The following is a 22965-nucleotide window of genomic DNA, read 5'->3' on the forward strand; positions in this document are numbered from 1 at the left end:
CAAGAAGATCGAGATGCGGTTCGCACACTTGAAGCGCATCCTGAAGCTCGGTCGGCTTCGACTGCGTGGTCCACGAGGCGCTCAGGACGAGTTCGTTCTGGCCGCCACCGCTCAGAACCTAAGGAGGCTCGCATCGCTGGTTGCGCGACCGCCACCCGCTCAGGCTCTGTGTATTGCGTAGCGTAAAAGTTGCGTAGAGAGCGCGGGGGCGCGGGACCAAACCCCGTCGCCCCAAGTGAAAATGCCGAACGATCCATCGCACACAGCCGACTTTTGCAACAAAATCGGCCAACAGCGGAAGTCAGCCGTCCACACATGGCCCTTAGCTGATGCAGTGCGTCATCGCCGCTGCTTCCGCTCAATGCTGCAGCCGCAATCGCGGCGTTGCTCGAATATGCAGCACGTGGGCCGGCCAAAGCCAAGTGAAGGCGGTGGGGTGAGGGAGGCTCCTCCACACGTCAGCTATGATATGTTGTGCCTTTCTTCATCGCAGGAGATAGGCCGACGTGTCCGACACTCAGAAACTGACGCCCGCACTCTCGACGCCTGAGCGCGACCTGCTGAGGCGAGAAATATATAGAGGACTGGCGGACAGAGCGGCTGGCCGCGTCAAAGATCTCGATGTTGACGCCATCCTTGCTAAGGGAAAGGAGCTATTGCAGAAGCGCTCAATCTCCAATGTAAGGCAATTCGGAGTTGATGGTCGAAAGACGCTCTTCTTGCTCCTTCTCCTTTTCGCGATCCCCGCGAACGACTGCTCCGCGCAGACACCGCCGCCCCCAGTCGACGAACATGCGTTCGAGCGCGTGCCGCCGACAGTCGTGAAGAGATTGGCGACCCGCTTTTCGCTAGGCGCATTCGCCGGCCGCTTCGAAGAGACGCGGCTCGGCGCGGTTCGCGAAGCCGTGGGCGAAGGGACCATCCAACACCAAGGCGACGCTGGAGATAGCATCTATTGGCTGTGTTATCGGCGCGCGCAGCATCGATTATGGGTCGTGTCCAGCGGAGAGATGGGCGGCCCGGACCATCGCGTCACAGAAATCGTTGAAGAGCTCACCGAGAAAGACACCGAGACCTCGACCGATTGCGCCATCATCCCGGAAAAGTTCGCGCCCCTCGTCTTCGACGGCAAGCTGCATTTAGGTATGTCGCGTTTGGAGGTAGTCACGGCGCTGGGACCGCCGTCGAGGTCGGAAGCTGCTCAGATCGTGTATTCTCACGAGGGAAAGCTCGCAGACGGTTTCGATGAGACCGCGTGGCTCATTCTCCGATTTCGTGAGGAAAAGCTCGTGTCTATGCGGGGCGGCAAGACCACGACGAATTGAAGTGGCTGCTAGCAGCGTTCAAGCTTCACAGCGTGATGCGAGCGAGTCACGCTCGCTCACAAAAGCTACTCGCTTGCGCCGCCCGCTACGGGTCAAACATTTGCCGGGGCCCCACGCTCAATGCGTAGGTTGAGAGCTGAGGGGTTGTAAAGGATCACGCCGAACGCCTGCGCGTGATGAAGCAACCTTCACGAGAGCTTGAGATTATATCTACCTCAAGGGTAATGCCGCTATATTGAACGAGACGGCACGCCCGGGTACCCCTGATGTGCCAGCGACTAATTCAACCATCAGGAGAGGATCTCAGAATGCTCGAATCCACCTTGTTGCATGTCAAAACCACGGCTGGAAGCACGGCCAAAACTTACGAAATTGGCAATCTGCCAACTGTGGCCACGATTGTCGGCATCATCGTCTCGTTAGGCAACCTAGCTGTCACCCTGGATACCCATTTCCATTGGTTTAAGTGGGCGGTGTTCTAAGTAGCCTAGAGACGACTAAGGGGGATGCCTTGCCCTGTGTCGGCTACGGGTTCATTTGCAAACATTCCCGAACTAGCGACCCACGTCCGGTCCGCCCCTCGTAGCGGGCATAGCGTCCCCAGGCCAGGATTTGAAACCCAGCGGAGAGATTTAACGCCTGCGTTAAGTCGACGGGGTTGAGTCGGCACTTCGAAAGCGGACGTTATGTCTATGAGTACAAGGCTCAGTCGCCTGAGCGGCCTGCCAGCCGCGCGCGGATGTCCGGCTTCAGCACCTTGCCGACCTTGGAGCGCGGCAGATCATCCCAGACTTCGATCTGCTTGGGTGTCTTGACGCTGCCGATGCGCTGCTTGACGAAGGCCGCCAACGCCGTCGCATCGACGCTCTGGCCGGTGCGGGGCTGCACCACGGCAACGATCCGCTCGCCCCATTTCTCGTCCGGAAGGCCAATCACGGCGCAATCCTGCACCGCCTCATGCGCCCGCAGCGCGTTCTCGACCTCGATCGAGTAGACGTTGAACCCGCCGGTGATGATCATGTCCTTGGCGCGATCGACGATGTAGAGGTAGCCGTCGTCGTCGAGGTAGCCGATGTCGCCGGTGTGGTGCCAGCCATGCGCGGAGGCCTCCGCCGTGGCCTCGGGATTTTTGTAATAGCCCTCCATCACCAGCGAGCCGCGGACCACGATCTCGCCGCGAGCGCCAGTTGGCAGCAAATTGCCGTCACCATCCATGATGCCGGCCTGCACCAGCGGGCTGATCCGCCCGGCCGAGGCGAGACGCTCAATCGCGATCGTGCCGTCGGCATTGTAATGCTCGCCCGGTGCCATCATCGAGATCATCATCGGCGCTTCGGTCTGACCGAACAGCTGCGCCATCGGCCCGATACGCCGCAGCGCCTCCGCAAGCCGCGCGGCCGAGATCGGCGCCGCGCCGTACCAGAAGCATTGCAGCGAGGAGAGCTTCGCGGAGTCGAGCTTCGGATGATCGAGCAGCATGTAGATCACGGTCGGCGGCAGGAAGGTGTGCGTGACGCGGTAGCCCTCGATCAGATCGAGGAATTCGGCGATGTCGGGGTGATGCATGATCACGATGCGGCCGCCGAGCGCCATGATCGGGAAACACAGCACGCCGGCCGCGTGGGTCAGCGGCGCGAGCGCAAGATAGACCGGGCGGCCCTTGAAGGGATAGCCCATCAGCGTCAGTGCCGTCATGGCCTCGATGTTGCGGCCCGACAGCATGACCCCCTTCGGCTTGCCGGTGGTGCCGCCGGTACCGGGAATCATCGCGAGATCGTCGATCGTCGCACGTTGATAGTGGTCGTCGGCGAGGCCGGCGAGCCAGCTGTCGAACGAGGGCGCGAAAGGCAACTCGGCATCGAGGCAGACGAGCGTGCGCAGCTTCGGCAGCTCTGCCCGCACCGCCTCGACCATCGGCGCGAAGCTCGAATGAAACAGCAGCAGGCTGCAGTCGAATTGGTCGAGGATGATTTTATTCTCGGCCGCCTCGTTGCGCGGGTTGATCGGGCACCAGACCGCACCGCCGCGGGAAATGCCGAACACGCATGCAAACGCGACCGGGTCGTTGCCGGAGAGGATTGCGACCTTCTCGCCGGGCGCGATGCCGGAGCGCGCGAGCCCGCGCGCGATGCGATAGCTGAGCTGTTGCACCTCGCGATAGCTGAGGTCGCGTCCATCCATGGTGAGGCACGGCGCGTCGGGGCCGAGCGAGGCACCCTTGTCGAGATAGTCGATGAAGCGCATGTTCGCTCCCGAAGCGGCAGCGGGTGACGCGGGGGACCGCGCCACCCGCGATTGACCTAATCGTGCACGGTCAGAACAGGCTTGCTGACGAGCCCGAAGCTGCGCAATTGTCCGAGCAGCTCGTGATGGCCGAACGCCTGGCAGCCGGAGGCGAAGCCCACGCGCTTGGGCGGCTGCTGCAGCAGGTGCGCCGCGGCATAGGCCTGCAGCAAGCCGGTCTGCTTGTAGTTGCTGTTGCCGTAGATGATGCAGTGCGCGCGCCCCAACGGGCCGGAGGCATGCACCGAATCCAGCGACTTGTTGACACGCGGGTTCTCGCGCGGCGGCATGGTGTTCATCACACCGGCGGCGGTCTGCGCCAACGCGGCGTAGCGGTCGTCAGGGTTCATGTCCTTGGTCGCCTGCAGCGCGGCGGCGACGATCTGCGGCACGCCCAGCATCAGCGCGCGGTTGAACACGCCGCCCAGCACCTTCACGTTGGCCACGCGCGGATCGCGCTTGAACCATACCGGGTGCGAGGTGCCGCCCCAGGGCAGCGCCAGCGCCAGCTCGTGCTGGCCGGGGATGGCGAGGTTGTAGAGGCCGGCATCGGGCTGATGCTCGACGTACTTGTTCTGCTCGAGGTAGTAGGCCTTGGCCATCGCGGCGTTGACCAAAATGGTCTGCGTCGATGCGATGGTCGGGCTGCCACCCCAGAACACGGCGATATCAAGCGTGTCGAGGCCAGGCGTCTCCAGGCACAGCTGCGCGGCGATCTCGCCGGTGGTGTACATCTGCGCGATGCCCGGCGCCAGCAGCAGGCCGGCATTAGCGAACTTCGTGCCCCACTCCTGCTCGAGCGTGATCAGCCAGTCCTGCTCGCCGGTGGTGTCGGTGTAGTGACACTTGGAAGCGAGGCAAGCCTGCACCACTTCGCCGCCGAATTTGGCGAAGGGACCCACGGTGTTGAGCACCACCGAGGCGCCGTTGAACAATTCAGTCAGCGCAGCCACGGTGTGCGGCACCTTAACCACCTCGTAGTCGGCGGTCTCGATGCCCGCTACATTCGACTTCATCGCGGCGTTGAGCTTCTCGTTGCTGCGGCCGGCGGCGATGAAGGGGATGTTGTATTCGCGCAAGTATTCACAGACCAGCCGGCCGGTATAGCCGGAAGCGCCATAGACGATGACGGGCTTCTTCTCGCTCATTGCGTTCCTCCGAAATGCTTGTTGTCGGCTTTGTCGTTACATGCCCATGCCGCCATCGACCGGCAGTCCGATGCCGGTGATGAAGCGCGCCTCGTTCGAGCACAGGAACACCGCGGCATCGCCGATGTCCGTGACCTCGGCGAGCCGGCCGAGCGGGGTTTGCTCCACCACCGAGCCGACCGCGGCGTTGACGTCAGCCGCGAGCCCGACCTTGACGATGTCGTTGGCGAGCTGCATGCCCATGTCGGTCGGGATCAGGCCCGGATAGATGCAGTTGACGCGCACGCCGAAACCAAGCTTGCCGGCTTCCATCGCTCCGACCCGCGTCATGCGGTCAACCGCGGATTTGGTGCCGGAGTAGACCGCGATGCTCGGGAAGGCGATCGTTGCCGCAACCGAGGCGATGTTGACGATGGCGCCGCCCTTGCCTGCGGGCCCGCCCGGGCGCATGGCACGGAAGGCGTGCTTCATGCCGAGCACGGTGCCAACGATATTGACGTCGCACATCCGCCGCGCGTCCTCGGCCTTGACCTCGGAGATCAGCGACGTGATCTCGATGCCGGCATTGTTGATCAGAATGTCGTAACCGCCGAGGGTTGCGACGGTCTTGGCAACCGCCCGCTCCCATTGCGCGTCGTCGGTGACGTCGAGCTGGACGAAGCCCGTGGCGACGTCTTCCTTCGCGATAGCGGCTGCGCTGGCGCGGCCGGTCTCTTCCAGGATGTCGGCGATCATGATCGAGGCGCCGGCTCGCGCCAACGCTTGCGCGATGGCCGCGCCGATTCCTCTAGCACCGCCGGTGACCAGGGCTTTCCTGCCTGCAAGGCTCTTCCCACTCATGACGCACTCCTCCGTTGCTGGTGATCGATTCGTGCTGCGCCATCAGGCGCGCACCAGGTCGATGGGCGCAGGCCTTTCGGCGGCACCCAGCGAAGCGTTCCTCCATGGTCGGACGTCTTGACGACTGTCCAAATTCTTGGTGCGAACCTCCGCCCGAATCTTGACACTTGTCAAGAACGAATTTGACAGTTGTCAAAGGAAGTGGTTGTGAGGGGATGGAGCATTCCGCGGTCGACGCGGTAGAAGTCCTTGAAAGAACGGGACTGAGGAAGGGACGAGATGGCGCGGCAGGTGACGGGAGCGGCCCGGCGTGTGGCAGATGCGGCCGAGGTGCTGCGCGACGAGAAGTTCAACGCGCGGCGCGTCGAGCTTGCCGAGGCCGCGCTCGAAACGCTTGGAGAGCTCGGCTTCGCACGCACCAGCCTGCGCGAAATCGCGCAGAACTCGGCATTCACGCACGGCGTGTTCCACTATTATTTCAGCGACAAGCTTGACCTGATCTGCTGCTGCGTCCGCCACTACAAGGCGAAGTGCGTGACGCGATATGACGAGGTCGTCGCGACAGCAACGAGCCGCGACGAACTGACGGAGGGGTTCCTCGCCAAGCTCGCAGCAACGCTGCAGAACGAAGCCCGGATGCACCGTCTTTGGTACGACTTGCGCTCGCAGGCGATGTTCGAGGCAGCGTTTCGCAAGGATGTACTCGAGATCGACAAGAGCCTGGAAGCGATGATCTGGCGCATCGCCTCCCGCTATGCCGAGCTCGGCGGCAAGCGGCCGGCGTCGTCGCCGGCCGCGCTCTATGCGCTGTTCGACGGTCTGTTCCAGAGTGCGCTGCTCAAGCACCTCGCGGGTGACAAGACGGCTGTTCCCGAACTGCTCGACGAAGTCCGGCGCCTGCTGCCGACGGTCTGCTGAAGCAAACGAGCGGCGCCAACGAAGCTCATATCGCTTTTGTGAAGCAGATTCGTTCTGAGGACGTGCCTGTTTTCATTTTGAGCTATGATGTTTCCGCACCGTCATTGCGAGCGCAGCGAAGCAATCCAGAATCTTTCCGCGGAAGCAGTCTGGATTGCTTCGCTGCGCTCGCAATGACGGAATGTGAGGCTACGGCGCCCAACTCACGTGTCCCGGACAAGTTGCAACGCGCACATAAGCGCGTTCACGCGCGTCTTCGACGCGCTATGGCGGCGCAGAGCCGGGACCCAGCGCCACACAGATGACGCTCGGCGGTGGGCCCCGGCTCTGCAGCGCACCGCTGAAGAAGCGCTGCGCTGCGTCCGGGGCACGAGAGAGGTATGATCAGGCCGCGGTCGCCGGCGGCAGCGCCAGCACCGAATAGATCGCCTGGGCGTCGCGCGAGGCGCGCAGCTTCTTGGCGATGTCCTGGTCGCGCAGCAGGCGGGCGATGCGGGCGAGCGCCTTGAGATGATCGGCGCCGGCGCCTTCGGGGGCGAGCAGCAGGAAGACGAGATCGACCGGCTGGCCGTCCATCGACTCGAAATCGATCGGGCGGTCGAGGCGCGCGAACAGGCCGAAGATCTTTTCCAGCTTGGGCAGCTTGCCGTGGGGAATGGCGACGCCGTAGCCGACCGCGGTGGTGCCGAGCTTTTCCCGTTGCAGCAGCACTTCGAACACGGCGCGCTCGTTCTGCCCAGTCAGCTCGGCAGCCTTGGCCGCGAGTTCCTGCAAGGCCTGCTTCTTGCTGTTGACCTTCAATGCCGGGAGAATCGCCTCGGGTGCGACCAGATCGGTAATCGGCATGGAGGGTTTCCGAGGTGAATTAAACCGTCAGGTTCCGAATTGGCCAGCTTGGGGAGAACCACGCCGGGCCGGCGTCAAGAAGGTGAAGCAAGAGGGGGACTTAGCCCCGGTCCTGATGTGGGGCGCTTCTACTCCAACGCAATCCCGGTGCCAACTCCTGCGTGCGGCTTTGCCCCGGTCATTGTTAAGGCCTGCGGATCGTACGGGGCCCGAATCCGGCCTTAACCGCCCACTTTGCCATCTGCCTTGCCTCCGGGCGGGTCGATCCAGCCCACATTGCCGTCGGCCCGGCGGTAAATGATGTTCACCCGGCCGCTGGATCCATGCTGGAATACCAGGCAGGGTGCCCCGCTGAGGTCGAGTTCCATGACGGCTTCGCTGACCGAGAGCTGCTTCAGGGAGGTGGTTGCCTCGGCGATGATCACCGGGCTGTAGCCGGTCACCTCATCCTCGTCCTCACCCTCGCCCGGCGCCTCCAGCACGTAGCTCGTGGCATCCATGGCGGCGAGCGCGGCGGAGGCGACATGGGCCTTGCGGGCCGAGCGGTCCTTGAGCCGGCTCTTGTAGCGCTTGAGCCGCTTCTCGATCATCACGAGGGCCTGGTCGGCGCTGGCATAGGCGTCCGCTGCGTTCGAATCGGCCTCCAGCGTGATTCCCGAATCGAGATGCAGCGCGCAATCGGTCCGGAAGCCGAAGCCATCCTTGCTCAGCGTGATGTGGCCGGAATAATTGCCGTCGAAATATTTGCGCAGGACCTCTTCGGTCCGGTCGGAGACGCGGCCGCGCAGGGCGTCACCGACGCTGACGCTCTTTCCCGAAATGCGGAGAGTCATGTGAACCTCACTTGGTTAGGTTCTTGTCTGCGCGTGATCCATGCAAAAAACCGCTGCACATTCTGCGCCAGCGCGGCCTTCCGGGTCCGGATCATGCGCACGCATGGATCGGTCTCGATGGGAGGGCGAGAGTAGCGCGATTTGGCGCCAGCGCAATCAGGCCGGCTCAGGGTTGCGCGAGCGATCGGACATTGCGGTAGAGAGGACGTTACCAAGAGCGCTCTGCTTGTCGCGGCGGCGTTGCACCGAGGATGGAATGCGCATGGCTTCGCGGTACTTCGCGACCGTGCGGCGGGCAATATCAATGCCCGAGGCGCGTAACCGTTCCACGATGGTATCATCCGACAGGATCGCGGCCGGCGCTTCCGAATCGATCAGCTGCTTGATGTGGTGGCGCACGGCTTCGGCCGAATGCGCCTCGCCGCCGTCGGCCGAGGCGATCGAGGCGGTGAAGAAATATTTCAGCTCGAACGTGCCGCGATTGGTCGCCATGTATTTGTTGGCGGTGACGCGCGACACCGTGGATTCATGCATCTGGATGGCGTCGGCGACGGCCTTCAGATTCAGCGGCCGCAGATGCGCGACGCCGTGGGTGAAGAAGCCGTCCTGCTGGCGCACGATCTCGGTTGCAACTTTGAGGATGGTGCGGGCGCGCTGGTCGAGCGCACGCACGAGCCAGGTGGCGTTCTGGAGCGCGTCGGTGAAATAGGACTTGTCGCCGTCCTTGCCGATCTTCTTCGACAACTCGGAATAGTAGGTCTGGTTGACCAGCACGCGCGGCAAGGTGTCGCTGTTGAGCTCGACATGCCAGCCGCCGTCAGGACCCGGGCGGACATAGACATCGGGCACCATGGTCTGCAAACGCGCCGAGCCGAACTTCATGCCGGGCTTGGGGTTGAGACGGCGGATCTCGCCGATCATGTCGGCGATGTCCTCGTCGTCGACGCCGCAAACCTTGCGCAAGCCCGCGATGTCGCGCTTGGCGAGAAGATCGAGATGCTCGACCAGCGCCTGCATCGCGGGATCGTAGCGGTCGAGCTCGCGGAGCTGGATCGCCAGGCATTCGCTCAAATTGCGCGCGCAGACGCCGGGCGGATCGAATTTTTGCAGCACGGCCAGGACGTCCTCGACGTCGGCTTGCGAGGCGCCAAGCCGCTCGGCTGCCTGGCCGAGATCCGGCGGCAGATAGCCGGCCTCGTCGACGAGATCGATCAGGTACTGGCCGATCATGCGCTGCGCGGGTGCGGTGAATGCGACCGAGAGCTGTTCGGCGAGATGGTCGCCGAGCGTGACCTCGGCGGCGACGAACGCCTCGAGATTGTAGTCCTCGTCGCCGGAGGCGCCGCCGCCCCATTCCGTGTAGGTGGTCGGCGCCGCGTCCTGGGCGTTGCGCGCCGCGGCCTCGGCCGGCTCCTCGGAGAAGACGTTGTCCAGGCCCGTGTCCAGGGTCTGCTCGATCTCGGCGCGGGTGCCGAGATCCTTGCTCATCCATTCTTCCTGGCCCGGCTCGAACGCCTCGCCCGGACCGCCGCCGGGCTCGTCATTGTGGCCGCCGTCGGAATCGCTGAACTGGCCGGCCTCGGCCGGGGCTTCGCCGCCGGGGGCCTCGTCATTGGCCCGTTCCAGCAGCGGATTACGCTCGAGTTCCTCTTCCACGAAGGTCGTGAGATCGAGATTGGACAATTGCAGCAGCTTGATCGCCTGCATCAGCTGCGGCGTCATAACCAGCGACTGCGATTGCCGGAACTCTAATCTCTGCGTGAGCGCCATGAAGCAAGAACCGATCCCAAAAAGTTGGTCCGATTTTTGCTTATCCTAGTCCGAGCCCGATGTACACGCCTTGACGTAACGCAAAAAAAGGCTAGAGGCGGAATTCCTCGCCAAGGTAAAGCCGGCGAACGTCCGGATCGGCGACGATCTCATCCGGGCTGCCCTCGGTCAAGATTTCCCCGGCATAGACGATATAGGCACGATCGGTGAGGCCGAGCGTCTCGCGCACATTGTGGTCGGTGATGAGCACGCCGATTCCGCGATTGGTGAGATGGCGGACGAGATCCTGGATGTCGCCGACCGCGATCGGATCGATGCCCGCGAAGGGCTCGTCGAGCAGCATGTAGTTCGGACGCGTCGCCAGCGCGCGCGCGATCTCGACGCGGCGCCGCTCGCCGCCGGACAATGCGATCGACGGCGATTTGCGCAGGCGCGTGATGTTGAATTCGTCGAGCAGCGAGTCGAGCTGCTGCTCGCGCTTCTTGCGCGAGGGCTCGACCACTTCGAGCACGGCGCGGATGTTCTGCTCGACGGTGAGGCCGCGGAAGATCGAGGCTTCCTGCGGCAGATAACCGATGCCGAGCCGCGCTCGCTGATACATCGGCAGCTTGGTGACGTCGTGGCCGTCGAGCTCGATCGCGCCGCGATCGGCCTTGATCAGGCCGGTGATCATGTAGAACACGGTGGTCTTGCCGGCGCCGTTCGGGCCGAGCAGGCCGACCGCCTCGCCCCGGCGCACATAGATGCTGACGCCGCGCACCACCTGGCGGCTGCCGAAGGCCTTTTCCACGCTATGCACAGCCAGGAAGCCCGGCCGCTTCAGAAGCTGCGGCCCGCCGGCGCCGTTCGGCCTGCCGGCCGCCCTGACGGGGTGAACCGCCTGGGCCCGCGGCGGCTCGGCTTGATAGTCGGCCGGGAAGTCGGCTTGATAATCGCCTTGGAACTGGTCGGGCGCATGCAGCGGCTGGTCCCGCGCGATCGGCGGCGCATCCCGCACCGGGCTGGGCACCAGCCCGCCGACGCTGTCACCGAGTGTGGTGATGTCCCCACGTGCAAATCCTGGCCGGCCGCGCTTGGCGGGGCGCCGACGGAACATGCTGAAAAGATCGACCATCCCCGCCTTCTAGCCTCGCGCAGTTTCTTGCGCGGTCTACGCGCGATCTGCCGCACCGGCGTTACGATTCGCCGGCGCAACATGAGTGAAGGGATGTCTCATGCCCAGTGAAACACGCCCGATAAGCGGCGGACCCCGCTTCGAAAGCCCTGCGCGCTAGATACAGTCTCGCCGGGCAAGCTTCAACCTCGGATCGGGAGCGTCCGACACAAGCTATTGAGTTTGCTTCGGTTTAGTTGCGCCGGGCAATTGCAGGGGCGACGCCGCGCCGGGCTTGCCGCCCTGCCCGCCCTGGCCACAATCATTGCCGCCGCCCTGCGGCAGCAGGGCCTGAACCCTGCCATTGTCGGATTCCACACGCGACACGCCCGTCGTCATGTCGACCATCAGACGGTCGCCGCGCAGCACGTTCTTGCACTGCGTCAGGACCACCTGGCCCGTACCGCCGAGCATGGTGATGAGGTTGGTCTTGGTGTCGAACACGGCGGTGTCGCCGGTGACCACCTGGTCCTTCTGGGTGACCACGACATTGCCGCGCGCCTCCAGCCGCTTGATCGAGGAGCTGCCGCCCGGGCCCGGCGTCGCCGACTGCATCGGCGCCGACTTCGCGCCCTTGGCCGCCGCGGGCTGCGGCGTGGCGGGCTTGTCGCCGCCGGATTCGTAGAACACCACCAGCGTCTTCGAGGTCATGGTGGTGTCGCCCTGCACGACCTTCACGTTGCCGGCGAAGGTGGCTTCCTTCTTCTTGTCGCGCATCTCGAGCGAAGCGGCCTCGATCTGGATCGGCTGATCGCGGTTCTGCGAGAAGCCCTGCATCGCGTTCGGCACGCCCTGCATCGTGCTCTGTGCGATGGCCGCGCCCGTTGCAATCAGCGCGACGCCGACGGCCAACGCGGCCGCACCGATGACGGCGCACCTTTTGCTGTCGTTGCGCGAAAAAAACCTGATCATGAAAATCACTTTGAATTGGCGGACTTGTTCTGCGGCGAACGTGTCTTCACCGGCGGCGCCGGCTCGGCCGGTGCAGGCTGAGCAACGGCAGGGTCATCCAGCTTGTCCAGATGCATCACCACGTTGCCCTCGAAGCGGATGAGATCGCCGCCTTCCGTGATGCGCAGCCGATCCGCCGTCAGCGTGCCGTTGGTCAGCTTGACGTCGACGCGTTCGTCCGACGAGACCGTGCCCTTGTTCATGTCGACGAAGGCGGAGTTCAGCCGCGCCTCATAGCCGGTCGAGGTGCGAAGAAAGATGTCCTTGTGCAGGTCGAGCTGCTGCTGCTTGTTGTCGAAGCGGCCGGTACGGGCATCGAGGAACAGGGTCGACTGGTCCTCCATCAGCACTTTCGCACGCAGATCCTTGAGGTCGACATGGTCGGGGTCGGTGATGTCCTGCGTTGCCGTCTTGGCCCAGAGCTCGTAGGGCCGCTGGTCCGGCGTGAAGCCGGACATATGCGGCGATTCCATCGTGATCTTGGTGCCCGACACCACCATGTTTCCGGAATCGAGCGGCAGCTTCGGCAGCAGCATGCGAAATGGATTGAAGACCGAGACGCCGACAATGGCGGCCAGGGACAACAGCACCGCACCCGGGACCGCGACGCGCAGAATCCGGACCAGACGGCTATGGCGCGCCGCGCTGGCAAACTTCGCCGCGAGCGCGGCGTCGTAGGTGGGATTCTGGGCCGAATTCACCTGGGCTCCTGAGGTGTCGCTCGCCTTGTCCGGTCAAGTGCGCGCCATTGTACCCGGCGCCGCCTGAATATGCAGCCTCGGACAGGCCGATACGAAAGTGTCCGAAACGGGGCGATTGGCCCAACCTAGCCGCCGGTTGAGGTGTCAGGAATGCGCGAAAATGTCCTCTTCCTGCCAGCCCTGGAGGTCGAGCAAGGCGCGGGTCGGCAGGAAGTCGAAACAGGCCTTGGCCAGCGCCGTGCGCCCCTCCCGCACCAGCATGGCGTCGAGCCGCTCGCGCAGGGCATGGAGGTGCAGCACGTCGGAGGCGGCATAGGCGAGCTGCGGCTCGGTCAGGCTGTCGGAGCCCCAGTCGCTGGATTGCTGCTGCTTGGAGAGGTCGACATTGAGCACCTCGCGCACGAGGTCCTTGAGGCCGTGGCGGTCGGTATAGGTGCGGGTCAGGCGGGAGGCGATCTTGGTGCAGTAGATCGGCCCGGTCATGACGCCGAAGCTCTGGTACAGCACGGCGACGTCGAACCGCGCGAAGTGGAAGATCTTCGTGATGGCGGGATTGGCCAAGAGCGCCTTCAGGTTCGGCGCGTCGGTGTGGCCCTTGGGGATCTGCACGACGTCGGCACTGCCGTCGCCGGGCGAGAGCTGCACCACGCAGAGCCGGTCGCGGTGCGGGTTCAGCCCCATGGTCTCGGTGTCGATCGCCACCGCTCCGGTGTAGCGGGACAGGTCGGGCAGGTCGCCGCGGTGCAGGCGTACGGTCATGGCGTTTCAAAACCTCGGGTCGAATCGGTCTGTCGACACAATAGGCTAATTCGGATGGCCCGCGATGTAGCCATTGCGGGCCGTCCGCGCAACCGCGGTCATGCCCACATAGGCCCGGGCGGATCGCCGCCGTGCATCTCGCGGCCGGTGCGCGGCACCCGATCAAGGTTGCGAACGGAATTGGACGGTTTCTAGCTCCCCGGGCTGTTGCATGGATCCCACAACCCGGCGCGAGCTTCACGGTCCGGCAGAACTTGCGTCATGCGCCCCGTGAAAATCGTCGCGGCCCACCCCATCTGTGGCCGGTCCCCCGCGCCCTTGCCCGCTCGCCACCAACAGGATGTCATGACCGAACAGACGCTCGCTGCGCCTATCGACGATCAACAGGACCGCCCGCGCGGCTTTTCGCGCTACCAGTCCCTCCTCATCGCGCTGCTCGCGTTCACGCAGTTCACGATCATCCTCGACTTCATCATCATGTCGCCGCTCGGCGCCATCCTGATGCCCGCGCTCGACATCACGGCCACCCAATTCGGCATCGCGGTGTCGGCCTACGCGTTCAGCGCGGGACTGTCGGGCATCCTGGCCGCCGGCTTTGCCGATCGCTTCGATCGCAAGCGCATCTTGCTGTTCTTCTATGTCGGCTTCACCCTCGGGACCCTGCTCTGCGCAATGGCGCAGACTTACCACGTGCTGCTGCTCGGCAGGATCGTGACCGGATTGTTCGGCGGCGTGATCGGCTCGGTGGTGCTTGCCATCATCACCGACCTGTTTCCGTTGCACTTGCGCGGCCGCGTGATGGGATTCGTCCAGACTGCGTTCGCCGCGAGCCAGGTGCTCGGCATTCCGGCCGGGCTGTTTCTCGCCAATCACTGGAACTGGCACGTCTGCTTCGCTGCGATCGTCGGCCTGTCGATCGCAGCGATCGCCATCATCGCCTTCGCCATGGAGCCGGTCGACGCGCATCTGCGGCTGAAGCAGGACAGGAACCCATTCCACCATCTGATCGCGACCGTCGGACAGCCGCGTTACACGCTGGCCTTCGCGGTGACGACATTGCTGGCGACGGGCGGGTACATGCTGATGCCGTTCTCCAGCGCCTACACCGTGAACAATCTCGGCATCGACATGCTGCATCTGCCGACGATCTATCTCGTCTCCGGCCTGTTCAGCATCGTCACGGGACCGCTGGTCGGCCGGGCGAGCGACGCGTTCGGCAAATACCCGACCTTTGTCTTCGGCAGCGTGGTGTCGGTGATCATGGTGCTGATCTACACCCATCTCGGCCACGTCTCGCTCGCGACCGCGATCCTCGTCAACGTCCTGATGTTCGTCGGCATCTTCTCGCGCATGATCCCGTCGCAGGCGCTGATGTCGGCGATCCCCGACCCCAGCCAGCGCGGCTCGTTCAGCGCGATCAGCGCCTCGCTCCAGCAGCTCTCCGGCGGGCTCGGTTCGGCGCTCGCCGGCGCGATCATCGCGCAAGCGCCCGACGGCTCGCTGATCCATTTCGACCGGATCGGCTACGTCGTCGTCGCGTCCGCGATGGTGTCGCTGGTCGCGATGTACTTTGTGCAGAAGGCGGTGGCGGAGAGGGCGGGGAGAAGGGTGGTCTGAGGGCGGGCCTGCGGATTTGTCCCGCTAACGATCTTCGCGACGGCGAAGCAGATCGGGAGCAGCCCCATTTTGGGGCCACATGCCGCAAAATGGTGCCCAGGAAAGGACTCGAACCTTCACGGCCGTTAAGCCACTGGCACCTGAAGCCAGCGCGTCTACCAATTCCACCACCTGGGCATGCCGGTTTGGGGCACGGAGGCGGTTACTAAGGTTCGGTGACGCGCTTGTCAAATCATGAGTAGGGATGCGGATTGCGCATCGCAAACCGGCCCGATACAAGCCTCGTCAGGCGCACTCTCCCTCAGGAATAGATCCCCATGGCATCGAATCTGGAAACTCTCGTCACGGTTTTCGGCGGATCGGGGTTTTTGGGCCGGAATGTCGTCCGGGCGCTGTGCAAGCGCGATTACCGGGTCCGGGTCGCGGTGCGGCGGCCGGAACTGGCTGGATACCTCCAGCCCTCCGGCAAGGTCGGGCAGGTCCATGTGGTGCAGGCCAATCTGCGCTACCCGGCCTCGGTCGAGGCGGCGCTGCGTGATTCGGATGTCGTGATCAACCTGGTCGGCATCCTCGCCGAGGGTGGCAAACAGAGCTTCGACGCGGTCCAGGCCAAGGGCGCCGAGACCGTCGCCAAGGCGGCGGCCGCCGCGGGGGCCCGCCTGGTGCATGTCTCGGCGATCGGCGCCGACGCGGAATCGCCCTCGCGCTACGCCAAGGCCAAGGCGGCCGGCGAGGCGGCGGTCCTGGCCGCAGTGCCCTCGGCCACGATCTTCCGCCCCTCCGTGATGTTCGGCCCCGAGGACCAGTTCACCAACCGCTTTGCGGCGCTGGCCCGGATGTCGCCGGTGCTGCCGCTGATCGGCGAGAGGACCCGGATGCAGCCGGTCTATGTCGGCGACGTCGCCACCGCGATCGCGGATGCGGTCGACGGCAAGGCCAAGGCGGGCGCGACCTACGAGCTCGGCGGGCCGGAGGTGCTGACCATGCGCGAGATCATCGAGGCCATCCTCGAGATCACCGCTCGCAAGCCGATGCTGGTGCCGCTGCCGTTCGGACTTGCCCGCTTCCAGGCCAACTTCCTGCAATTCGCGCCGGGCGCGTTCAAGCTGACGCCCGACCAGGTCACGCTGCTCGCGCGCGACAATGTCGTGTCGGATGCAGCGAAGGCGGCTGGGCTGACGCTGGAAGGCCTCGGCATCACGGCGGATTCGCTGGAGGCGATCGCTCCGCAATATCTCTGGCGCTTCCGCGCCGCCGGGCAGTTCCAGCGCATGAGCATTTGAGCCCCGCTTAGGCCGCGGGCCCGGTTAACCTCTCCGGCTTGCGGGCAGGGCTATCGCATATGACTTTTGGCAACCCCTGACTGCGCGCCTCGTCCTTCGAGACGACCGCTCCGCGGTCTCCTCAGGATGAGGCTAAGCAGCGCCGTGCCGTTGAAACTGCTGCCACGCATTCCGTCCTCATCCCGAGGAGCCCGCCTAAAGCGGGCGTCTCGAAGGATGGCCGCAGGAACCTCTCTCAAATGCGATTCCCCTGCGTCTGCGGGAGAGGGAGCGCAGCCTCGCCGGAGCCGGCTTCAAAACTTCAGCAGCGCCCTAGCGCCCCAATGCCAGCGCGATCAGGCCGAGCGTGCCGACGATGACGCGCCACCAGGCGAACACCACGAAGCCGTGGCGGGTGACGTATGTCAAAAACGTCTTCACCACGATGATCGCGGTGATGAACGACACCACGAAGCCGATCGCGACGATGCCCATGTGGTCCATCGTCATCTCGGAGCGGTTCTTGTAGAAGTCGTAGGCGAACGCGCCGATCATGGTGGGGATCGCGAGGAAGAACGAGAACTCCGCCGCCGCGCGCTTGTCCGCACCAAGCAGCATGGCGGCGACGATGCTGGCACCGGAGCGCGACACGCCCGGGATCATCGCCACGCACTGTGCGATGCCGATATAGAGATACATCAGCAGCGGAAACCGGGTGGCGTCGTGCTCGCGCGGCTTGAGGTCGAGCTTGTCGACCCAGAGCAGGATGGCGCCGCCGACGATCAGCGTGAAGCACACGACCCACGGATTGAACAGCACGCTCTTGATGTACTTGCCGGCGACGAGGCCGACCACGACAGCCGGCAGGAACGCCACCAGCACGCCGATCACGAAACGGCGCGAATAGGTGTCGCCCGTGAAGAAGCCGATCACGACGTCCCAGAGCTTCCTAAAGTAGAGCCCGACGATCGCGAGGATCGCACCTAACTGGATCAGAACCGTAAACGAATCCCAGAAGGCGCCTTCGCCGAGATGGAAGAAGCGCTCCGCAAGCAGCAGGTGGCCGGTCGAGGAAACGGGAAGGAACTCGGTCACACCCTCGATGATGCCGAGGATCACTGCCCGTATTGCATCTGACATATTTACGGTCCATTTCCGCTGGAAAAGCGGGATTCTTCTCGCCTATTCGTCCCCATGCTGCAATCGCAAAATACGATCATCACGGTCTTGCTTCGCGGTTTTGAAGGACTAGTGTGGCGCCGCACAAACATTGATGGATTCTTAAGCACCATCAAATAGTCAAAGGCTTCATGTTTACGCTGTTTCATCATCCGTTCTGTCCGCATTCGCGCTTCATCCGTCTGATCGTGGGCGAATACGGGCTCGACCTGAAACTGGTCGAAGAGCGCAGCTGGGAACGGCGCGAGGCATTCCTGCTGCTCAATGCCGCCGGCACCACGCCGGTCCTGGTGGACGAGGAACAGCCGCCGATACCGGGCGCGGCGATCATCGCCGAATATGTCGACGAGGCCTATGGCGCCGGGATGGGACCCAAGCGCCTGATGCCGGAGACGCTTGGCGAGCGCGTCGAGGTGCGCCGGCTGATGGCCTGGTTCAACGAGAAGTTCTTCGAGGAGGTCTCGCACCCTCTCGTCACCGAGCGGATCTACAAGCGCTTCATGAGCGAGGACAGCGGCGGCGGTGCGCCTTCGGCCGACGTGATGCGCGCGGCCAAGGCGAATGTGCGCTATCATCTGGCCTATATCGGCTGGCTGGCGCAGACGCGTAACTTCCTCGCCGGCGACCGGCTCACCTACGCGGATCTCGCCGCCGCGGCGCATCTCTCGGCGATCGACTATCTGGGCGACGTGCCATGGAGCGAGGACGACGCAGCAAAGGCGTGGTACGCGCGGGTGAAATCCCGCCCGTCGTTCCGCCCGCTGCTGAGCGAATGGCTGGCCGGCGTGCCGGCGTCGCGGACCTATGTGGACCTGGATTTCTGAGCTCGGCCGAGCTGTCTGAACTGAAGACGAAGTTGACGACCGAGGCAAAGGCGCTCGGCTTCGACTGCATCGGCGTGACGGAGCCCGGCTCGATCGAGACTGCCGGAAAGCACTTCCTCGAATTCATCGCCTCGGGCGGCCATGGCGACATGGACTGGCTCGCAGCGCAGCCGGAGCGCCGCGTCGATCCGCGCGGGCTGTGGCAGGACGTGCGCAGCGTGATCATGCTCGGCGTCAACTACGGTCCCGACGCCGATCCGCTCGCGATCCTCGAGCAGCGCACACGCGCTGCGATCTCGGTCTATGCGCAGGGCGACGACTATCACGATTTGATCAAGAAGCGCCTGAAGGCGCTGGCGCGCTGGCTGGTCGCGACCGCGCCGTCGGAAGTGAAGGTGTTCGTCGATACCGCCGCGGTGATGGAGAAGCCGCTGGCGCAGGCCGCGCATCTGGGCTGGCAGGGCAAGCACACCAATCTCGTCTCGCGCGAGTTCGGCTCATGGCTGTTTCTCGGCGCGATCTACACCACGCTCGACTTGCCGCGCGACGCTGCCGAGATCGATCATTGCGGCTCGTGCCGGGCCTGTCTCGACATCTGCCCGACCGCGGCGTTCCCCGCGCCCTACAAGCTCGATGCACGCCGCTGCATCTCGTATCTCACCATCGAGAACAAGGGACCGGTCCCGCGCGAATTTCGCAAGGCGATCGGCAACCGCATCTATGGCTGCGACGATTGCCTTGCCGCCTGCCCCTGGAACAAGTTCGCGCAAGCGGGACGCGAGGCCAGGCTCGCCGCGCGCGACGAACTGCGTGCACCGGGCCTTGCCGAATTGGCGCGGCTCGATGATGCGGCGTTTCGTGCGCTGTTCACGAAGTCGCCGGTGAAGCGCATCGGCCGTGACCGCTTCTTGCGCAATGTGCTGATCGCGATCGGCAACTCGAGCGAGGTGGCGCTCGCGGAGGAGGCGCGGCGATTGCTGGGTGATGAGAGCGCGCTTGTGCGTGGCGCGGCGGTGTGGGCGCTAGGGCAGTTGATGTCGGGCAGCGCGTTCGATGCGATGAAGTCTGCCGCGATGAGCACAGAGCGCGACGAAAGTGTGCGTCAGGAGTGGGACCTCGTCTCCTAATCCTCGGTGTCATGCCCCGCGAAGGCGGGGCATCCAGTACGCCGCGGCCTCTCGATTCAATCGCTACCGCCTCGGAGTACTGGATCGCCCGGTCAAGCCGGGCGATGACACCGTTTTTGTGGCCACGGTGCACCAATCTCCCCACCCTTGATTTCCCCGCGCGTTCCTTCAAGCTCGCGCGCCATGACAAACATGCCTTTCTTCACCCACGACGGCGATACTTTCCGTCCGACGGAAGTTGCCAATGGTCCGTGGGATCCGAAATCGCTGCACGGACGCGTCATCGTCGGCCTGCTCGGCTTCGCCATCGAGGAGCGCCACTCCGGCCCCGAATTCGTGCCGGCGCGGCTCACCGTCGACATGTTTCGGCTGCCGACGATCGACAAGCCGATCGAAGTGACGACGCGGCTGGTGCGCGACGGACTGCGCATCCGGGTGGTCGAGGCGGAGTTCGTCTCCGGCGGCGTCAGCATGGCGCGCGCCTCGTGTCAGCTGCTGCGCAAAACGCAGAATCCCGACGGCAATGTCTGGTCGCCGCCGAACTGGGACGTGCCGAAGCCATCAGACATTCCCAAGCCGACTGATCCCAGGCTCGGCATGCACGGCAAATGGACGACGCGGCCGATCGTCGGCCATATGGGCTCGCTCGGACCGCGCCGGCTCTGGATGAGCGAGGTGCGCGAGCTCGTTGCCGGCGTACCGATGACGCCGTTCGTCCATGTTGCTGTTGGCGCCGATTTCGCGAGCCCGTTCGCGAATGCCGGCGACAAGGGGCTCGGCTACATCAACAGCGACGTGACGATCTATCTGCACCGCCTGCCGGTGACGAACTGGATCGGCTTCGATGTGGTGAACCATCACGCCACCGACGGTGTCGCGATCGGCGAATGCTGGCTCTACGACGAACAGGGCCCGATCGGCACGGCCACCGTCGCCGCGCTGGCGCAGCGCAAGCCGATGGCGAACCCGTCGAAGCGGTAGGGGCGCCCGTCTCTCTCCTCTCGTCATTCCGGGGCGCGCCACTTGGCGCGAGCCCGGAATCCATACTCCCGATCGTGGTTATGGATTCCGGGCTCGCGACTTCGTCGCGCCCCGGAATGACGAGGGGAGAGAGCTACGCCAGATGCCGCGTCATCTCCGGCCGCGCCTTCAGCTCCGCGCCCTGCTTGGCGACGATCTTGGCAATCCGCTCCGGCGCAAATTTCAAATCGACAAACGCCGGCGCGGTGTTGGCGACCTCGTGATAGCCAGCGATCTTGCCGTCCTTCAGCGTCATGATCGCAACGCCCTCGAACATCGCCCGCGCGCCGTTCGCCTCCGGCAAGGTCGAACGATAGCTGAAGGCGTAGCGCGCGTAGAGCGTGGTGTCGTTGGTGACGGGATCGTGCATGTCCCAGCGGAAATCGGTCGCCGTGCGATAGAACCAGTCGTCGATCATCGCGGCGATCTTCTCGCGGCCGACGAAGGCGCCGTAGAAGACGTCGTGATAGACGCCGTCCTCGGTGAAGAGGTCGGCGAACGCGCGGCCGTTGCGCTGCTCGACGGCATCGCAGAAGGCGCGCAGCATGGCTGTGGTGGTTGTCACAATGCCTCCCAGTGTTCTTCTTTCCCTCTCCCCTTGTGGGAGAGGGTGGATCAATCGCGCTTCGCGCGATTGAGACGGGTGAGGGGTCTGTCTCCGAGAGTACCCATCTCGATTAGAGCTCGCGGAGACAACCCCTCATCCGGCGCTTCGCGCCACCTTCTCCCACAAGGGGAGAAGGAAAAAACACCTCACCCGATCTCGGCCACCGCGGCAAGAATGCGCGCGATGTCTTGCGGGCGCGAGAGGCGGTGGTCGCCGTCCTGGATCATGGTCAGCACGACGTCGTCGGCCGGCAGGCGGTGCGTCAGCGCGAAGGCGTGCTGCCAGGGCACATCCGGGTCCTGCGCGCCTTGCAGGATGCGAACAGGGCAGCCGAGATCGATGGCGCTGCCGAGCACGAGATGGTTGCGGCCCTCCTCGATCAGATTGCGCGTGATCGGATAGGGCGAGCCGTCGCCATACTCGGATGGCCGCAGCCAGACGCCCTTGGTCTCGATCTCCTTCTTCACCGCAGCCGGAAAATTCTTCCACATCAGCTCCTCGGTGAAGTCGGGCGCCGGCGCGATCAGCACGAGGCCGGCGAGCGACGCCTTGGCTTGCTGGTTCTCCTGCTGGTTCGCTTGCTGATCCTCCTGGCGCTTCCTGATCTCGCGCGCGAGCAGCAGCGCCATCCAGCCGCCCATGGAGGAGCCGATCAGGATCTGCGGGCCGTCGCAGAACCGCTCGAACACCGCGACGCTCTCCTCCAGCCAGCGCCCGATGGTTCCGTCGGCGAAATCACCGCCAGATTCGCCGTGGCCGGAATAGTCGAACCGGACCGCGGCGCGGCCGTGGTCGCTGGCCCAGGCGTCCAGCGCCAGCGCCTTGCTGCCCTGCATGTCCGATTTGAACCCGCCGAGCCAAACGAGGCCGGGGCCCTTTCCGGCGCGGCAGCGTACCGCGATCCTGCGCGCGGACGCGCCCTCGCCCACATCGATGAAATCGAGCACGGTATCGGGAATTGCATCGGTCATGGAACGTTTACTCTGGCTGTGCGGTTTGAGCTGTCTGGGCGCGTTCCGTGGCACCGCCGGACATCGGTATTGGCCCTTTGGGACGCTTGCGGAACAGGGGCAAGGTGTCTATGTCGGTCAGCGTGCCGCCAGGCGTGACCAAAATGCCTCGCATTTAACGGTTTTTCGCTTCGCGTACGCGACTTGCTTGCCGGCAAACGCATCTTCCTTCAAGATAGCCGCTTCTTTCACAACTTTGGAGAACCACCCATTCGCCGTCCTAATAAAGCTCCGCCCGCTGCCAGCAAAGACGGGCCGCGCATCAATGATGATATTCGCAATGCGCAGATCCAGCTGATCGATCAGACCGGTGACAATAAAGGCACGGTCGAGACCGTCATCGCCATCAAGATGGCCCAGGAAGCTGGCATGGATCTGGTCGAGATTTCGCCGAATACCAGCCCTCCCGTCTGCAAGATCATGGACTACGGGAAGTACAAGTATTCCGCTCAGAAGAAAGCCGCCGAAGCCCGCAAGCGGCAGAAGACCGTCGAGATCAAGGAGATCAAGCTCCGCCCGATGATCGACGATCATGATTACGACGTGAAGATGCGCGCGATGCAGCGGTTCTTCGAAGAGGGCGACAAGGTCAAGATCACGCTGCGCTATCGCGGCCGCGAAATGGCGCACCAGGAGATCGGCACCAAGCTTCTGGACAAGATCAAGACCGACGTCGCCGAGCTCGCCAAGGTCGAGCAGGACGCGCGGTTCGAAGGCCGCCAGGTGGTCATGGTGCTGGCGCCGCGCTGACGCCGGTTATTTGGAATTGAGAGTTAACGGCCCGTCCGGTTC

Annotated in this window: 23 protein-coding genes and 1 tRNA gene; 10 read left to right on the forward strand and 14 right to left on the reverse strand. The window is 64.1% G+C overall.

The window, feature by feature from the left end:
- From A3M7_RS43935 to A3M7_RS48405, 3 genes are all read left to right on the forward strand, one after another.
- On the forward strand, window positions 1-181 hold a 181-nt coding region (locus A3M7_RS43935; RefSeq protein ID WP_371090135.1), incomplete at its 5' end, for a transposase.
- Between the two features lie 325 nt (window positions 182-506).
- Window positions 507-1325 carry a hypothetical protein gene (locus tag A3M7_RS43940; protein ID WP_049823310.1) on the forward strand — a complete coding sequence of 273 codons (819 nt, stop codon included), beginning with the start codon at window positions 507-509 and terminating at the stop codon, window positions 1323-1325.
- A gap of 308 nt (window positions 1326-1633) precedes the next feature.
- Entirely contained in the window at window positions 1634-1807 is a 174-nt protein-coding gene (locus A3M7_RS48405) for a hypothetical protein (RefSeq protein ID WP_156936851.1), read from the forward strand.
- Between the two features lie 223 nt (window positions 1808-2030).
- Here the strand turns inward: A3M7_RS48405 and A3M7_RS0109515 are convergent, their stop codons facing one another.
- Genes A3M7_RS0109515 through A3M7_RS0109525 form a run of 3 tightly spaced genes read right to left on the reverse strand, consistent with a single transcriptional unit; the run spans window position 2031 to window position 5596 of the window.
- Complete coding sequence (locus tag A3M7_RS0109515; protein WP_027543712.1) at window positions 2031-3569, reverse strand: long-chain fatty acid--CoA ligase; 1539 nt, start codon at window positions 3567-3569, stop codon at window positions 2031-2033.
- A gap of 56 nt (window positions 3570-3625) precedes the next feature.
- Window positions 3626-4756, reverse strand: a complete 1131-nt coding sequence (locus tag A3M7_RS0109520; protein ID WP_027543713.1) for a DUF5938 domain-containing protein — start codon at window positions 4754-4756, stop codon at window positions 3626-3628.
- 36 nt (window positions 4757-4792) lie between these two features.
- The gene (locus A3M7_RS0109525; protein WP_027543714.1) at window positions 4793-5596 is read right to left on the reverse strand and encodes an SDR family NAD(P)-dependent oxidoreductase; all 804 of its coding nucleotides are present in this window, start codon (window positions 5594-5596) and stop codon (window positions 4793-4795) included.
- Between the two features lie 279 nt (window positions 5597-5875).
- On the opposite strand from A3M7_RS0109525, the gene A3M7_RS0109530 reads away from it, so the two are divergent.
- On the forward strand, window positions 5876-6514 hold the full coding sequence (locus A3M7_RS0109530) for a TetR/AcrR family transcriptional regulator (protein ID WP_049823311.1): 639 nt from the start codon (window positions 5876-5878) through the stop codon (window positions 6512-6514).
- Between the two features lie 384 nt (window positions 6515-6898).
- On the opposite strand, the gene ptsN is transcribed toward A3M7_RS0109530, so the two are convergent.
- The 7 genes from ptsN to A3M7_RS0109565 form a co-directional block, all read right to left on the reverse strand.
- Complete coding sequence (gene ptsN / locus A3M7_RS0109535; RefSeq protein WP_011083550.1) at window positions 6899-7360, reverse strand: PTS IIA-like nitrogen regulatory protein PtsN; 462 nt, start codon at window positions 7358-7360, stop codon at window positions 6899-6901.
- Between the two features lie 221 nt (window positions 7361-7581).
- The gene (gene hpf, locus A3M7_RS0109540) at window positions 7582-8193 is read right to left on the reverse strand and encodes a ribosome hibernation-promoting factor, HPF/YfiA family (protein ID WP_027543716.1); all 612 of its coding nucleotides are present in this window, start codon (window positions 8191-8193) and stop codon (window positions 7582-7584) included.
- Between the two features lie 156 nt (window positions 8194-8349).
- Window positions 8350-9963: an RNA polymerase factor sigma-54 gene (gene rpoN, locus A3M7_RS0109545; protein ID WP_027543717.1), complete on the reverse strand. Its 1614-nt coding sequence runs from the start codon at window positions 9961-9963 to the stop codon at window positions 8350-8352.
- 91 nt (window positions 9964-10054) lie between these two features.
- Window positions 10055-11077: an LPS export ABC transporter ATP-binding protein gene (lptB, locus tag A3M7_RS0109550; RefSeq protein ID WP_027543718.1), complete on the reverse strand. Its 1023-nt coding sequence runs from the start codon at window positions 11075-11077 to the stop codon at window positions 10055-10057.
- A gap of 213 nt (window positions 11078-11290) precedes the next feature.
- A complete protein-coding gene (locus tag A3M7_RS0109555) occupies window positions 11291-12028 on the reverse strand; it encodes an LptA/OstA family protein (RefSeq protein ID WP_049823318.1) in 738 nt (245 codons plus the stop codon).
- A gap of 5 nt (window positions 12029-12033) precedes the next feature.
- Window positions 12034-12768 (reverse strand): LPS export ABC transporter periplasmic protein LptC, encoded by a 735-nt coding sequence (gene lptC, locus A3M7_RS0109560; protein ID WP_027543720.1) that lies wholly within the window; start codon window positions 12766-12768, stop codon window positions 12034-12036.
- A 144-nt stretch (window positions 12769-12912) separates the two neighbouring features.
- Window positions 12913-13527 carry a ribonuclease D gene (locus A3M7_RS0109565; protein WP_027543721.1) on the reverse strand — a complete coding sequence of 205 codons (615 nt, stop codon included), beginning with the start codon at window positions 13525-13527 and terminating at the stop codon, window positions 12913-12915.
- Between the two features lie 345 nt (window positions 13528-13872).
- On the opposite strand from A3M7_RS0109565, the gene A3M7_RS0109570 reads away from it, so the two are divergent.
- Window positions 13873-15144 carry an MFS transporter gene (locus A3M7_RS0109570; RefSeq protein ID WP_027543722.1) on the forward strand — a complete coding sequence of 424 codons (1272 nt, stop codon included), beginning with the start codon at window positions 13873-13875 and terminating at the stop codon, window positions 15142-15144.
- Window positions 15145-15234: 90 nt separating this feature from the next.
- Here A3M7_RS0109570 and A3M7_RS0109575 read toward each other — a convergent pair.
- Window positions 15235-15321, reverse strand: a tRNA-Leu gene (locus tag A3M7_RS0109575).
- A gap of 140 nt (window positions 15322-15461) precedes the next feature.
- On the opposite strand from A3M7_RS0109575, the gene A3M7_RS0109580 reads away from it, so the two are divergent.
- Window positions 15462-16427 (forward strand): complex I NDUFA9 subunit family protein, encoded by a 966-nt coding sequence (locus tag A3M7_RS0109580; RefSeq protein WP_027543723.1) that lies wholly within the window; start codon window positions 15462-15464, stop codon window positions 16425-16427.
- Window positions 16428-16739: 312 nt separating this feature from the next.
- On the opposite strand, the gene A3M7_RS0109585 is transcribed toward A3M7_RS0109580, so the two are convergent.
- Window positions 16740-17546, reverse strand: coding sequence for an undecaprenyl-diphosphate phosphatase (locus A3M7_RS0109585; protein ID WP_027543724.1), 807 nt, complete (start codon window positions 17544-17546; stop codon window positions 16740-16742).
- Between the two features lie 170 nt (window positions 17547-17716).
- Between A3M7_RS0109585 and A3M7_RS0109590 the strand changes: the two genes are divergently transcribed.
- The 3 genes from A3M7_RS0109590 (at window position 17717) to A3M7_RS0109600 (ending at window position 20517) form a co-directional block, all read left to right on the forward strand.
- The gene (locus tag A3M7_RS0109590) at window positions 17717-18409 is read left to right on the forward strand and encodes a glutathione S-transferase family protein (protein ID WP_027543725.1); all 693 of its coding nucleotides are present in this window, start codon (window positions 17717-17719) and stop codon (window positions 18407-18409) included.
- Window positions 18358-19536, forward strand: coding sequence for a tRNA epoxyqueuosine(34) reductase QueG (gene queG, locus A3M7_RS0109595; protein ID WP_027543726.1), 1179 nt, complete (start codon window positions 18358-18360; stop codon window positions 19534-19536). The genes A3M7_RS0109590 and queG overlap by 52 nt, the downstream gene beginning before the upstream one ends.
- A gap of 183 nt (window positions 19537-19719) precedes the next feature.
- Entirely contained in the window at window positions 19720-20517 is a 798-nt protein-coding gene (locus tag A3M7_RS0109600; RefSeq protein ID WP_027543727.1) for an acyl-CoA thioesterase domain-containing protein, read from the forward strand.
- Between the two features lie 133 nt (window positions 20518-20650).
- Here the strand turns inward: A3M7_RS0109600 and A3M7_RS0109605 are convergent, their stop codons facing one another.
- Both A3M7_RS0109605 and A3M7_RS0109610 read right to left on the reverse strand, forming a co-directional pair.
- Window positions 20651-21103 carry a nuclear transport factor 2 family protein gene (locus A3M7_RS0109605; RefSeq protein ID WP_049823312.1) on the reverse strand — a complete coding sequence of 151 codons (453 nt, stop codon included), beginning with the start codon at window positions 21101-21103 and terminating at the stop codon, window positions 20651-20653.
- A gap of 206 nt (window positions 21104-21309) precedes the next feature.
- The gene (locus A3M7_RS0109610; RefSeq protein ID WP_027543729.1) at window positions 21310-22134 is read right to left on the reverse strand and encodes a carboxylesterase; all 825 of its coding nucleotides are present in this window, start codon (window positions 22132-22134) and stop codon (window positions 21310-21312) included.
- Window positions 22135-22383: 249 nt separating this feature from the next.
- Between A3M7_RS0109610 and infC the strand changes: the two genes are divergently transcribed.
- Window positions 22384-22923, forward strand: coding sequence for a translation initiation factor IF-3 (infC, locus tag A3M7_RS0109615; RefSeq protein WP_084301986.1), 540 nt, complete (start codon window positions 22384-22386; stop codon window positions 22921-22923).
- Window positions 22924-22965: the final 42 nt, after the last annotated feature.

The sequence above is a fragment of the Bradyrhizobium sp. WSM2254 genome (assembly GCF_000472645.1).
GTDB lineage: Bacteria > Pseudomonadota > Alphaproteobacteria > Rhizobiales > Xanthobacteraceae > Bradyrhizobium > Bradyrhizobium niftali.